At 72.5% G+C, this 11,881-nt stretch carries 15 protein-coding genes and 2 pseudogenes; 7 read left to right on the forward strand and 10 right to left on the reverse strand.

Annotation, left to right across the window (positions count from 1 at the left end):
* Positions 1-6 precede the first annotated feature (6 nt).
* From ACLQ2U_RS26630 to ACLQ2U_RS26645, 4 genes are all read left to right on the forward strand, one after another.
* Positions 7-435 carry a zinc ribbon domain-containing protein gene (locus ACLQ2U_RS26630; protein ID WP_425753741.1) on the forward strand — a complete coding sequence of 143 codons (429 nt, stop codon included), beginning with the start codon at positions 7-9 and terminating at the stop codon, positions 433-435.
* A gap of 382 nt (positions 436-817) precedes the next feature.
* Positions 818-1,327: an MmpS family transport accessory protein gene (locus ACLQ2U_RS26635; RefSeq protein ID WP_425753667.1), complete on the forward strand. Its 510-nt coding sequence runs from the start codon at positions 818-820 to the stop codon at positions 1,325-1,327.
* A gap of 40 nt (positions 1,328-1,367) precedes the next feature.
* Positions 1,368-2,564, forward strand: a complete 1,197-nt coding sequence (locus ACLQ2U_RS26640) for a pyridoxal phosphate-dependent aminotransferase (RefSeq protein WP_425753668.1) — start codon at positions 1,368-1,370, stop codon at positions 2,562-2,564.
* Complete coding sequence (locus ACLQ2U_RS26645; RefSeq protein ID WP_425753669.1) at positions 2,561-3,673, forward strand: threonine aldolase family protein; 1,113 nt, start codon at positions 2,561-2,563, stop codon at positions 3,671-3,673. Before ACLQ2U_RS26640 ends, ACLQ2U_RS26645 begins: the two co-directional genes overlap by 4 nt.
* A gap of 28 nt (positions 3,674-3,701) precedes the next feature.
* Here the strand turns inward: ACLQ2U_RS26645 and ACLQ2U_RS26650 are convergent, their stop codons facing one another.
* A complete protein-coding gene (locus ACLQ2U_RS26650; protein ID WP_425753670.1) occupies positions 3,702-4,166 on the reverse strand; it encodes a hypothetical protein in 465 nt (154 codons plus the stop codon).
* Positions 4,167-4,180: 14 nt separating this feature from the next.
* Between ACLQ2U_RS26650 and ACLQ2U_RS26655 the strand changes: the two genes are divergently transcribed.
* Together ACLQ2U_RS26655 and ACLQ2U_RS26660 are read left to right on the forward strand one after the other, a co-directional pair.
* Entirely contained in the window at positions 4,181-4,516 is a 336-nt protein-coding gene (locus tag ACLQ2U_RS26655; RefSeq protein ID WP_425753742.1) for an FtsX-like permease family protein, read from the forward strand.
* Between the two features lie 2 nt (positions 4,517-4,518).
* Positions 4,519-5,265: pseudogene (locus ACLQ2U_RS26660) on the forward strand (ABC transporter ATP-binding protein).
* Here the strand turns inward: ACLQ2U_RS26660 and ACLQ2U_RS26665 are convergent.
* From ACLQ2U_RS26665 to map, 3 genes and pseudogenes are all read right to left on the reverse strand, one after another.
* Positions 5,262-5,426: an integrase core domain-containing protein gene (locus ACLQ2U_RS26665; protein ID WP_425753743.1), complete on the reverse strand. Its 165-nt coding sequence runs from the start codon at positions 5,424-5,426 to the stop codon at positions 5,262-5,264. The pseudogene ACLQ2U_RS26660 and the gene ACLQ2U_RS26665 overlap by 4 nt on opposite strands.
* Before the next feature lie 2 nt (positions 5,427-5,428).
* Positions 5,429-5,695 (reverse strand): annotated as a pseudogene (locus tag ACLQ2U_RS26670) (helix-turn-helix domain-containing protein); the annotation flags it as partial.
* A gap of 44 nt (positions 5,696-5,739) precedes the next feature.
* Complete coding sequence (gene map / locus ACLQ2U_RS26675; protein WP_425753671.1) at positions 5,740-6,522, reverse strand: type I methionyl aminopeptidase; 783 nt, start codon at positions 6,520-6,522, stop codon at positions 5,740-5,742.
* Between the two features lie 66 nt (positions 6,523-6,588).
* Between map and ACLQ2U_RS26680 the strand changes: the two genes are divergently transcribed.
* Positions 6,589-6,891 (forward strand): helix-turn-helix transcriptional regulator, encoded by a 303-nt coding sequence (locus ACLQ2U_RS26680; protein ID WP_425753672.1) that lies wholly within the window; start codon positions 6,589-6,591, stop codon positions 6,889-6,891.
* A gap of 210 nt (positions 6,892-7,101) precedes the next feature.
* On the opposite strand, the gene glmM is transcribed toward ACLQ2U_RS26680, so the two are convergent.
* The 6 genes from glmM to ACLQ2U_RS26710 all read right to left on the reverse strand — a co-directional run bounded on the left by glmM (position 7,102) and on the right by ACLQ2U_RS26710 (position 11,733).
* The gene (glmM, locus tag ACLQ2U_RS26685; RefSeq protein WP_425753673.1) at positions 7,102-8,457 is read right to left on the reverse strand and encodes a phosphoglucosamine mutase; all 1,356 of its coding nucleotides are present in this window, start codon (positions 8,455-8,457) and stop codon (positions 7,102-7,104) included.
* 109 nt (positions 8,458-8,566) lie between these two features.
* On the reverse strand, positions 8,567-9,031 hold the full coding sequence (gene rpsI / locus ACLQ2U_RS26690) for a 30S ribosomal protein S9 (RefSeq protein WP_425753674.1): 465 nt from the start codon (positions 9,029-9,031) through the stop codon (positions 8,567-8,569).
* A 20-nt stretch (positions 9,032-9,051) separates the two neighbouring features.
* The gene (gene rplM / locus ACLQ2U_RS26695) at positions 9,052-9,495 is read right to left on the reverse strand and encodes a 50S ribosomal protein L13 (protein WP_425753675.1); all 444 of its coding nucleotides are present in this window, start codon (positions 9,493-9,495) and stop codon (positions 9,052-9,054) included.
* A 191-nt stretch (positions 9,496-9,686) separates the two neighbouring features.
* On the reverse strand, positions 9,687-11,066 hold the full coding sequence (locus ACLQ2U_RS26700) for an MFS transporter (protein ID WP_425753676.1): 1,380 nt from the start codon (positions 11,064-11,066) through the stop codon (positions 9,687-9,689).
* A gap of 126 nt (positions 11,067-11,192) precedes the next feature.
* Positions 11,193-11,498 carry a type II toxin-antitoxin system PemK/MazF family toxin gene (locus tag ACLQ2U_RS26705; RefSeq protein ID WP_425753677.1) on the reverse strand — a complete coding sequence of 102 codons (306 nt, stop codon included), beginning with the start codon at positions 11,496-11,498 and terminating at the stop codon, positions 11,193-11,195.
* Positions 11,476-11,733, reverse strand: a complete 258-nt coding sequence (locus ACLQ2U_RS26710) for a DUF6364 family protein (RefSeq protein ID WP_425753678.1) — start codon at positions 11,731-11,733, stop codon at positions 11,476-11,478. The genes ACLQ2U_RS26705 and ACLQ2U_RS26710 overlap by 23 nt, the downstream gene beginning before the upstream one ends.
* Positions 11,734-11,881 lie beyond the last annotated feature (148 nt).

Consider the following 11,881-nt stretch of genomic DNA (forward strand, 5'->3'; position numbering starts at 1 on the left):
CGACTCATCCAGGTCCTCACCGACAAGGCCACCCTCGCCGGTATCGGCGTGCGGTTGGTCGACGAACGCGGCACCTCGTCCACCTGCCCCGCCTGCTACCGGCGGGTGCCGAAACCCCGTGGGCGGGCCCTGTCCTGCCCGCACTGTCGGTTCTCCGGTCACCGCGACCTGGTCGCGGCGGCCATCATCGCCACCCGCACACCGGGCGGCGGACCCACCACCGGGACAGCCGCTGTGCTGCCCACGGTGGTCACGCACCGTCGAGCCGGCCGGCACCTACCTGGTGCTGGCCGGTCCCGACGTGACCCCCGCCGCCCACCCCGGACGGCGCGAGGGTCGGTTGGCCCGCGGTGGCCCGCCCCACCACCCGGAGGGGAGTCGCTCGCCCACACGGCGAGGATCCACAACACCCACCGGAAACCCGGTGAACGTTAGTGGACACCGCACTAGGTTCGTCACGCTCCGGGCCTCCCGGGCGCGCCCCCGTCCCCTCCACGCCCGGAGCAGCGCGATGTCCGACCACCCGCCGCCAGCCGCTCCCACCCCACCGGCGGGGCCGCCCGAGGACCCGGCCGGACCGGCCGTGGCGGGGGCCGGGCCGTACCCGGCGTGGACACCGATGGACCCGCTCCCGGGGCCGCAGCCCCCGGTCACGCCCGGCGGGTGGGCCGCGCCCGACACCGCCACCGTGCCCTACCCGGTCGCGACGGGGCCCGGCATGCCCCCGCCCGGAGCGGGTACACCTTTCGGCTGGCCGGCACCCGTCGCCCCACCGAAGCGCCCGACGGGCTCCGGGCGCGGGCTGGGCGATCGCGCCGTGGCCGCCGCCGCCGCGGTGATGGTGCTCGTCCTCTGCGGCGTCATCGGCGCCGTCAGCGTCCTCTACCGGCTACCCGGCGGGTCGGACCGCGCCGACCCCGTGGCGGAGGAGCCGTACGGCCCCGAGCCGGGATCCAGCCCGGGGGTGGTCGACTTCCCCGCGCCGACCTGGACCGCCGTACCCGAGCCGGAGCCGACCCCCACCCGGCACACGGCCGCGCCGACCGCCACCCGGCCCGGGCGGAGCATCGTGGTGTACGAGGTGACCGGCCGAGGATCGGCCGACATCCAGTTCCACGACGAGAACGGTGAGCTGGTCCGTTTCGACGCGGCTCCACTGCCCTGGCGCTCGAGGTTCCGCACCGACCACCCGGAACTCGCCTACGTGCAGGCCACCCGGCGGGAGCAGACGGTGGGCATGCTCAGCTGCTCGCTGACGGTCGACGGCGGGCGGCCGGTCCGGGAGTCGATCGACGGCGGAGGACTGCGGACCAGTTGCGGGGGTTGACCGTGGGCCAACCTCCGACCCGGCCCGTAGGCTGGCTCCCGTGACGACCGCCCCCGATGTCGACCCGCTGGTGGCCCGAATGCGACCGTTCGGGACGACCGTCTTCGCCGAGATGTCCGCGCTCGCCGTCCGGACCGGCGCGGTCAACCTCGGGCAGGGCTTCCCGGACACCGACGGCCCGCCGGAGATGCTGGCTGCGGCGGCCGAGGCGCTGCGCAGCGGGCAGAACCAGTACCCGCCGGGGCCGGGGATCCCCGCGCTCCGCCGGGCCGTCGCCGACCACCAGCGCCGCTTCCACGGTCTGGAGTACGACCCGAACGGCGAGATCGTGGTCACCGCCGGCGCCACCGAGGCGATCGCCGCCAGCATCCTCGCGCTCTGCGAGCCGGGCGACGAGGTGATCTGCTTCGAGCCGTACTACGACTCGTACGCCGCCTCGATCGCGCTGGCCGGCGCGGTCCGGCGGCCGGTGACGCTGCGTCCCGGCGCCGACGGCCGGTACGCCTTCGACCCGGCGGAGCTACGCGCCGCGTTCGGGCCGCGGACCCGGCTGGTGCTGCTCAACTCCCCGCACAACCCGACCGGCAAGGTCTTCACCGCCGACGAGCTGGCCCTGGTCGCCGAGCTCTGCCGGGAGCACGACGCGTACGCGGTCACCGACGAGGTCTACGAGCACCTGGTCTTCACCGACGCCGCCGCGCCGCACGTGCCGTTGGCGACGCTGCCCGGGATGCGGGAGCGGACGCTGCGCATCTCGTCGGCCGGGAAGACCTTCTCCTGCACCGGCTGGAAGGTGGGCTGGGTGAGCGGCCCGGCGGCGCTGGTCTCGGCGGTGCTGCGGGTCAAGCAGTTCCTCACCTTCGTCAACGCGGCCCCGCTGCAACCGGCGGTGGCGGTGGCGCTGGCCCTGCCGGACGCGTACTTCACCGGGTTCCGCGACGACCTGCAGCAGCGTCGTGACCAGCTGGTCGCCGGCCTGACCGACGCCGGGTTCGAGGTGCTGACACCGGAGGGGACGTACTTCGTGACGGCCGACGTGACCGCGCTGGGCGGGCGGGACGGGGTGGAGTTCTGCCGCTCGCTGCCCGAGCGCTGCGGGGTGGTCGCGGTGCCCACCCAGGTCTTCTACGACGACCCGGAGGCCGGCCGGCGGCTGATCCGGTTCGCCTTCTGCAAGCGACCCGAGGTGCTCACCGAGGCGGTCACCCGGTTGCGCCGGATGGCGGCGGTCCGATGACCGACGGGTACGCGGAACGGGCCCGGCAGATCGCGGCGCTGCGCGGCTGCGACCGGATCCTGTCCCGCGCCCGGCCCACCTCGGTCGACGAGCAGCTCGCGGTCATGCGGGCCACCGCCGAGCCGGACGTCCTGCCGGACTTCTACGGTGAGGGTGGCGCGGTCGAGGCGCTGGAGCGTCGGGTGGCCGAGCTGCTCGGCACGCCGGCCGTGGCGTTCTTCCCCACCGGCACGATGGCCCAGCAGGTCGCCATGCGGTACGGCGCGGAGGTGACCGGCCGGACCGCGGTCGGCCTGCACCCGCTGAGCCACCCGCTGATGTACGAGCGGGACGCGTACGCGGTGCTCGGCGGGCTGCGCGCGGTGCTCACCACACAGGCCCCGCGCAACACGGACGCCGAGGAGGTGGCTGCCCTCGCCGAGCCGATCGGCACCCTGCTGCTCGAACTGCCGCTGCGCGACGCCGGTTTCGTGCTGCCGACCTGGGACGAGCTGACCGCCACCGTGGCGGCGGCCCGCGCCCGGGGCGCCCGGGTGCACGTCGACGGGGCCCGGCTGTGGGAGTCCACCAGCTGGCTCGGGCGCTCGCTGCCCGAGATCGTGGGGCTGGTGGACAGCGTCTACGTCTCGTTCTACAAGTCCCTCGACGGCATCTCCGGGGCGGCGCTGGCCGGCGACGAGGAGCTGGTCCGGTACGCCCGGACGTGGCGGCACCGCTACGGCGGCCAGATCTTCCAGCAGTGGCCGGCCGCCCTCTCCGCGCTCGCCGGGCTGACGCACGAGCTGCCCCGGCTCGCCGGCTACGTGGCGCACGCCCGTACGGTCGCCGCCGCGCTGGCGGAGCTGCCCGGCGCCCGGGTGTTCCCCGCGCCCCCGCACACCCACCAGTTCCGGCTCTGGCTGCCGCACCCGGCCCGGGCACTCGACGACGCCAACCTCGCCCTCGCCGAGGAGGAGAAGGCGTGGTTCGTCGGCGGCTGGCGGGACAGCGAGGTGCCGGGGCTGGCCATGGCCGAGGTGACGGCGGCCGGCCCGGCGCTGGAGTTCGACGCCGCCCAGGTCGTGGAGCTGGGCGAACGCTTTCTCCGCCGAGTCTCCGCGGCGACCTGAGCCACTGCCGGCCAATGGCCCGGCCCGGTCAGCCCGCGGCGCGCGCCGCTCCACCGCTCCGGGTCGGCGGCCCGGCCTCGTCCCGGTCGGCGGCCGGCGGGGCGGTCCCGGGCCCGTCGGCGGTGGTCGGGGCGGCCGGCGACCGGTCGGCGGCGAGCGTGGCGAGCAGCGCGCCGCCGTCGGCGAGCAGCACCGACTCGGCGTCGTCGACGAAGGCGAGGTCCGCCTCGACATGCCGGCCGGCGGCGGCGGCGAGCAGGCCGACCACCGGGTCCTCGGCACGGCGCCGCAGCCCGTCGAGGTTGCGCAGCTCGCGCATCAGGTGCCCGCGCTGGTTGCCGAGCACCGTCCGCACCGTCACCGCCTCCCCTGAGCGGGCCGCGGCGGTGACCTTGAGGAAGAAGTCGTCCCGGAAGCCGCCGCTGCGCGGGCTGGGCTCGCCGAGCCAGCGGTCCAGCTCGGCCCGGCCGTCGGCGGTGATCTCGTAGACCACCCGGTCGGGCTTGACTGCTCGGCGCCGCCGCGGTCGCCGATGTGCTCTACCTGAACATCCGGGACCGGGCCGCCGAGCTGGCCACGCTGCGCGCGGTCGGTTGGACCGACGCCGCGCTGGGCCGCCTCGTCGGGTACGAGGGCCTGCTCCTCGGTCTGCTCGGTGCCCTCACCGGAGCGGGACTGGGCCTCGGCGGGGCGGCCTGGCTGGTGGGCGACCTGCCGAGGCAGCTGGTCCTCGTCGCCGCCACGGTAGCGCTGGCCGGGGTGCTGCTCACCTGCCTGGCCGCGCTCGTCCCCGCCGCGCTGCTGCGCCGCCTCCCGACCGCACGACTACTCGCAGAGGAGTGACCATGGACGCGACCACGGGGAGCACGGTCCGGACGGCCGGGCTGGTCCGGCAGTTCCGCACCGGCACCGAGCGGCTCACCGCGATCGACGACGTGTCGCTGGAGATCACCGCGGGCTCGGTGGTGGCGTTGACCGGTCCGAGTGGATCCGGCAAGTCGACGCTGCTGCACATGATCGGCGCGATCGAGCAGGCCGACCGGGGCACCGTGACGGTGGACGACGTGGAGGTCACCGCCCTGCGCCGGGCCACTCTCGCCCGGTACCGCCAGGGCGTCGGCTTCGTCTTCCAGCGCTACCACCTGCTGCCGGCGCTCACCGTGCTGGACAACGTGATCGCCCCGGTGCTGCCCCGACGCGGCCGGTCCGACCACGCGGCGCGGGCCCGGGAACTGCTCGACGCGGTGGGGCTGGCCGGGCGGGAGCGGGCGCTGGCCGCGCAGCTCTCCGGAGGTCAGCAGCAGCGGGTGGCGATCGCCCGGGCGCTGATGGGCGCGCCCCGGCTGCTGCTCGCCGACGAGCCGACCGGCAACCTCGACTAGACCACCGGCGCGCAGATCCTCGACCTGCTGCTGGATCTGCGCGACCGGCACGGCATGACGATCCTGCTGGCCACCCACGAGCGGGCCATCGCCGCCCGGTGCGACCGGCTGGTGCGCCTGGGCGACGGGCGGGTCGTCGAGGACATCGACCTCACCGACGGCGAGGATCCGGCCACCACCTTCGACCGCGCGGCCCGGCTGCGCCTCTAGATGTACTGGCCGGGGACGTTGATCAATCGCGTGAAGGGCGGCTGGTTGGCGCAGGCGGTGTGCGGCCGATGGTGGTTGTAGTGATGGAGCCAGGTAGCGAGCGCCTCTCGACGCTCGTGCTCAGACTGATAGCAGCGGGCGTAGGCCCATCCGTCGGCCATGAGCGGTGCACCGTGGACGGGGCGATGCCGAGTCGCGCGGCGAGCTGAACCGGTCCTTCCCGCAAACGCATTCGCAGGCTGACGCACCGTTTCGTCGTTGACCGGTTGGTCTTGTTCGGCGACGACTTCGGCCGCGACGATCGGTCGTGCATGGGTTCGCCGGCGAGATAGCGGTTGACCCACCGTTTCACGGTGGGCCAGGAAACCTGGAAGCGGGCCGCGACCTTGCTGATCGGCCACCTGTCGTCGACCACGAGACGAGCGACGATGGGTGGTGAACTGCTGGGAGCGGGGAACGCGGATGGCTGTCACCTCACGGTTGCGCCTGCTTCGGCAAGGTGAGAACTTCGGCTCCGTCGTTGGTGATGGCGATCGTGTGCTCACTGTGCGCTGTCCGGCAGCCTGTCGCGCTTCGGAGTGTCCAGCCATCGGCATCGGTGACGAGCTCGGCGGTGTCCGCCATGACCCATGGCTCCAATGCCAGCAGCAGCCCAGGGCGCAGCCTGTATCCGCGACCGGGCCGCCCCGTGTTTGAGACGTGCGGGTCCTGGTGCATCGTCGATCCGACGCCATGACCGCCAAACTCGGTGTTGATCGGATATCCCGCCTCGCTGAGGACCGAGCCGATGGCATGGGAGATGTCACCGATGCGAGCTCCGGGGCCGGCCGCGGCTATCCCTGCGCTCAATGCGCGCTCGGTCGCGTTGATCATCGCAACGCTCTCCGGGGGCTTTACGTCGCCCACAATGAAGCTGATGGCGGAGTCAGCGACAACTCCGCCTTTGGAGACAGCGAGGTCGAGCGTCAGCAGGTCGCCGTTGGCAAGCGTGTAGTCGTACGGCAGTCCGTGGAGCACGGCGTCGTTAACTGACGTGCAGATGTAGTGGCCGAACGGCCCGCGTCCGAAGGACGGCTCATAGTCGACATAGCAGGACTGCGCCCCGGCCTCGGCGATCATGCTGTGGGCCCACAGGTTGATGTCCAAGAGGTTTGTGCCGACCGTGCTGCGGCTCTTCAGTGTCTGCAGCATGCCGGCGACCAGGGCGCCTGCGTCCTTCGCTCGTGGCAGTTCGGTGGGGTTCAGGATCTCGATCATGCGGTGCCTTACTCGTACAGCCAATAAGTATCCCGGCCATATTATCCCGGTATTAGAATCGGAGCCATGGTTAGGTTGCCGCTCACTCCCGCAGAGGTCGAGCGCGGACAGCGCCTCGGCGCCCTCCTGCGTCGAGCCAGGGGGGAGCGTTCGATGCTCGATACCGCGCTGGACGCAGGTGTCTCGCCGGAGACTCTTCGGAAGATCGAGTCCGGTCGCGTAGCCACCCCTGCCTTCCCGACCATCGCTGCGATCGCCGACGTCCTCGGCCTTTCCCTCGATGCAGTGTGGTCGGAGATCAACCAGTCAGACGGCGGGGTCGAACTCGCAAGATCAGGTCGCCACGCAGGTGAGCGGTTGGCCTCGTAAGTCTCGACCCCGCAGCTCCGTTGCAGTTGCCGACGATAGAGAACCGCGCCGCCGGCAGCGGAGCTGACGACCTGGGGGCCGGGGACGGCACGGCCCCAGCCCAGCCAGCTCACCGCCGGGGACGGCACGGCGGAGCCGACCGCGGGCGCGGCCCGCGACGACGACGGCCCGGGCCCGCCAGCGGCGGGCCCGGGCCGAAGGTGACAGATGTCAGGCGGTGGGGCTGGCGGCGCGGACCTGCTCGGCGATCCGCTCGGCGACCTCGCGGGCGGTCGCCTCGGTGGCCGCCTCGACCATCACCCGGACCAGCGGCTCGGTGCCGGACGGGCGCAGCAGCACCCGGCCGGTCTCGCCCAGTTCGGCCTCGGCGCGCTCGACCTCGGCGCGGACGGCGGGGGCGGCGGCGCCGACGGTCCGGTCCCCGACCGGCACGTTGATCAGCACCTGCGGCAGCTTGGTCAGCACCGAGGCCAGCTCGGCCAGCGACTTCCCGGTGGCGGCCATCCGCGACATCAGGTGCAGCCCGGTGAGCGCGCCGTCGCCGGTGGTGGCGTACGCCGGCATCACGATGTGGCCGCTCTGCTCGCCGCCGAGCGCGAGGCCGGAGGCGCGCAGCTCCTCCAGGACGTACCGGTCGCCGACCTTCGTCTCGACCAGCCGGATGCCCTCGGCGGACATCGCCAGGCGCAGGCCGAGGTTGCTCATCACGGTCGCGACCAGGGTGTCCTGGGTCAGCTCGCCGGACTCCCGCATGGCCAGGGCGAGGATCGCCATCAACTGGTCGCCGTCGACCTCCTCGCCGTCGGCGGTCACCGCGACGCAGCGGTCGGCGTCACCGTCGTGGGCGATGCCGAGGTGGGCGCCGTGCTCGACCACGGCGGCGCGCAGCGCGTCGATGTGGTTGGAGCCGCAGTCGTCGTTGATGTTGAGCCCGTCCGGCTCGGCGTAGATCGCGATGACCTCGGCGCCCGCCTCGCGGTAGGCGACCGGGGCGACCTCGGCGGCCGCGCCGTTGGCGCAGTCGACCACGACCTTGATCCCGTCCAGCCGGTGGCCGACGGTGCCGACCAGGTGCTGGACGTAGTGGTCGGCGCCGTCGAGCAGCTCGTGCACCCGGCCGACGCCCGCGCCGACCGGCCGGTCCCACGCGGTGGTGGCATTCGCCTCGACGGCCGCCTCGATCCGCATCTCGATCTCGTCCGGCAGCTTGTGCCCGCCGGCGGCGAAGAGCTTGATGCCGTTGTCCGGCATCGGGTTGTGCGACGCGGAGAGCATCACGCCCAGGTCGGCCTTGGCCTCGGCGGTGAGGAACGCGACCGCCGGGGTGGGCAGCACCCCGACCCGGACCACGTTGGCGCCCGCACTGGTCAACCCGGCCACCACCGCGGCCTCCAGCATCTCGCCGCTGGCCCGGGTGTCCCGGCCGACCACCGCCAGCGGCGGGTGGCTCTTGTCCGACTCGGCCAGCGTGTGCGCGGCGGCCACCGCCACCGCCAGCGCCAACTCCGGGGTGAGATCCGCGTTCGCCCGCCCGCGTACGCCGTCCGTGCCGAACAACCGACCCATACCCGCCAACCTCCGATGAACGGTCCCAGGAAAAGCGAACGGCCGGACCACCTCCCGTCGAGGGGAGGCGGCCCGGCCGTTCGTCAGAAGTACAACGTGCCGCTGAAGGTCAGCGCTTCGAGTACTGAGGAGCCTTGCGGGCCTTCTTGAGGCCGTACTTCTTGCTCTCCTTGACCCGGGGGTCCCGGGTGAGGAAGCCGGCCTTCTTCAGGGCCGGGCGGTCATCCGGCTCGTTGACGATCAGCGCCCGGGCGATGCCCAGCCGGAGCGCACCGGCCTGACCGGTGGTGCCGCCGCCATGCAGGTTGGCGATGACGTCGAACGCCTCGGGCTTCTCGGCGGTGACCAGCGGGTCCTTGATCAGCTGCTGGTGCACCTTGCTCGGGAAGTACTCCTCGAGGTCCCGGCCGTTGCAGGTGATCTTGCCGGTGCCCGGCACGATGCGGACCCGGACGATGGCCTGCTTGCGCCGACCCACGGTCTGGATCGGGCGGTCACCACGCGGCGCGCGGGCAACGGGCGCCGGCGCCTCGGTGGCCTCGGGGGCGACCTCGGTCTCGGTGATGTCGGTCATGCTGCTTCCTTCGCCCGCGCTCACTGCGCGATCTGCTTGATCTCGAACGGCACCGGCTGCTGCGCGCCGTGCGGGTGCTCGGCACCGGCGTAGACCTTCAGCTTCTTGATCAGCTGACGGCCGAGCTTGTTGTGCGGGAGCATGCCCTTCACGGCCAGCTCGACGGCCCGGTCGGGACGCTTGGTCAGCAGCTCGTCGTAGCCGATCTGCTTGAGACCACCCGGGTAACCGGAGTGGCGGTAAGCAACCTTGGTATGACGCTTGTTGCCGGTCAGCGCAACCTTGCCCGCGTTCACGATGACGACGAAGTCGCCCGTGTCGACGTGCGGCGCGAAAGTCGGCTTGTGCTTGCCGCGCAGCAGCGTGGCGGCGTGGGTGGCCAGGCGGCCCAGCACGACATCAGAGGCGTCGATAACGTGCCACTGACGCTCGATCTCACCCGGCTTCGGGCTGTACGTACGCACAGGTCTACCTTGTCTCGTCGTCGGTCTGGGGTTGCGCGCCGAGGTGACCAGGCGCGCACGAACGACCAAGCGTACCTGATGCGGCACGCCTCTGGATGTCGTACAACAGCAGGCAACGATACCCGCCGGCCCGTCCGCAGGTCAAAACGGGGGGCCACCCAGCGTGGCCTGCGGCTTTACGATGTCACAGGTCACACCCCGGGCAGCCGGCGGGGCCCCGGCCGCAGGTACACCGCCCAGGTCACCAGGAAGCAGAGCGCGTACCAGCCGATGAAGGCCAGGTACGCGGCGTCGGCGTTGCCCGAGGTCAGGAACGACTGCCGGAAGGCCACGTTGACCAGCACCCCGCCGGACGCGCCGACCGCGCCGGCGATGCCGATCAGCGCCCCGGACAGCCGCCGGGCCCGGCGCTGCGCCGCCTCCGGGTCGCCGGTCAGCTCGGCCTCCGTCGCCGCCCGGGCGCGGAAGATCGCCGGGATCATCTTGTACGTCGACCCGTTGCCGACCCCGGAGAAGACGAACAGCGACAGGAAGCCGGTCAGGTAGAGCGGGAAGGACCGCTCCCGGGCGGCGTACAGCACCAGCCCGGCGCCGGCGGCCATCGCGACGAAGTTCCAGAAGGTCACCCGGGCGCCGCCGAGCCGGTCGGCGAACTGCCCGCCGAGCGGCCGGATCAGCGACCCGACCAGCGGGCCGAGGAAGGTCAGCCAGGCGGCGTCGACCGGGGTGGGGAACCGGTCGTGGAACTGGAGCTGGAGCACCTGACCGAAGGCGAAGCCGAAGCCGATGAACGAGCCGAAGGTGCCGATGTAGAGCAGCGACATCACCCAGGTGTGCGGGTCCCGGGCGGCCTCGCGCAGCGCGCCGGGCTCGTTGCGGGCGTTGGGGAGGTTGTCCAGCCAGCGCGCCGCGGCCAGCGCGGCCAGCACGATCAGCGGCAGGTAGACCGCCGGCACCAGCCGGGGGTACGCCGCCCCGGCGGTGGCCAGCACAGCCAACCCGACGAGCTGCACCGCCGGTACGCCGAGGTTGCCGCCGCCGGCGTTCAGCCCGAGCGCCCGCCCCTTGAGCCGGTCCGGGAAGAAGAGGTTGATGTTCGCCATCGAGGAGGCGAAGTTGCCGCCGCCGACCCCGGTCAGGCACGCCAGCACCATCAACGTGGTGTACGACACCCCGGGCTCGAGCAGCAGTGTCATCGGCACCGCCGGCACCAGCAGCAACAGGGCGCTCACGATGGTCCAGTTCCGCCCGCCGAAGCGCGCCACCGCCAGGGTGTACGGCAGCCGCAGCACCGCGCCCAGCGCGGCCGGCACGGCGGTGAGCAGGAACTTCCCGGCCGGGTCGATGCCGTACGCGGGCCCGAGGAAGAGCACGGTGACCGACCAGAGGCTCCACACGGAGAACCCGACGTGCTCGGCGAAGATCGACGCCCAGAGGTTGCGGCGGGCGATCCGGGCTCCGGTCGTACGCCAGAACGTCGGGTCCTCGGGGCGCCAGTCCTCGATGCGGTGCCGGTGCCCGGTGGCGGGCGGGTCGGCGGTGACTGCTGTCGTGGGGGCGAGCGTGCTCACGGCGGCTCCTCCTCGTCGTTGTGACCAGGAGGGACGCTAGGAACGGGGGGTTTCGGAGACGGTGCCCGTCGTGGGTCGTTCCGGAAACGGAGATCGCACGTCGGCAGGGCGGCGGTGGTGAGACGCTCAGATCTCCTGGAGGATGCGCAACGCCCGGCCGACCCGCAGCATGGTCTCGGTGTCGGCGACGTCCACGCACTCGGTGAACCACTTCTTCATCGGCGAGGAGAGCCGGTCGGGCATCACCACCCAGCGGCCCATCGGCACCGCGAGCGGCGAGTCCCGCAGCAGCGACTCGTCGACCACCTCGACCACGATCACGATCGGCACGTCGGTGGAGTTGTAGACGTCGGAACTGATCACCAGCCCGAGCCGCTCCCGGGCCCCCTCGATCCGCCAGACCTCTCCCCTACGCAGCACGCGGGCGCCCACCGAACAGCACGTCGTCGACCATGCCGACCTCGGCGGCGTCGGCCAGGGCGGCGGACTCCAGGTCGAGCCCGGCCCGGCCGACCGCGGCCGCGTGGGCGGTGAAGACCTCGCGCAGCGCCTTCTCGCGGGCGGCCTGGTCCATCCACGCGGAGAGCGACAGCCCCTCGCGCTTGGCGAACCGGCGGGCCTCCTCGATCGTCTCGTCCGAGAACGACAGGGTCACCTTGGCAGTCATGCCGACGAGACTACCCACTGGTATGACCGCCAGTCATCCCCCTTCCCACCCGCCGCCGAACCGGTCAAACCGGTACACGTGATCGATCCGCGTCGGCGACGTGGGGGACTTGCGGGCTTGATCGACTCCATGTCGGCGATACGGCGGC

Source organism: Micromonospora sp. DT47 (genome assembly GCF_049844475.1).
GTDB lineage: Bacteria > Actinomycetota > Actinomycetes > Mycobacteriales > Micromonosporaceae > Micromonospora.

Excerpts from the sequence above, each read along its gene's own strand:
- ACLQ2U_RS26645 (WP_425753669.1), top strand. The coding sequence starts at position 2,561 with ATGACCGACGGGTACGCGGAACGGGCCCGGCAGATCGCGGCGCTGCGC.
- ACLQ2U_RS26665 (WP_425753743.1), bottom strand. The coding sequence starts at position 5,426 with ATGGCCGACGGATGGGCCTACGCCCGCTGCTATCAGTCTGAGCACGAG.
- map (WP_425753671.1), bottom strand. The coding sequence starts at position 6,522 with ATGATCGAGATCCTGAACCCCACCGAACTGCCACGAGCGAAGGACGCA.
- ACLQ2U_RS26680 (WP_425753672.1), top strand. The coding sequence starts at position 6,589 with ATGGTTAGGTTGCCGCTCACTCCCGCAGAGGTCGAGCGCGGACAGCGC.
- glmM (WP_425753673.1), bottom strand. The coding sequence starts at position 8,457 with ATGGGTCGGTTGTTCGGCACGGACGGCGTACGCGGGCGGGCGAACGCG.
- rpsI (WP_425753674.1), bottom strand. The coding sequence starts at position 9,031 with ATGACCGACATCACCGAGACCGAGGTCGCCCCCGAGGCCACCGAGGCG.
- ACLQ2U_RS26710 (WP_425753678.1), bottom strand. The coding sequence starts at position 11,733 with ATGACTGCCAAGGTGACCCTGTCGTTCTCGGACGAGACGATCGAGGAG.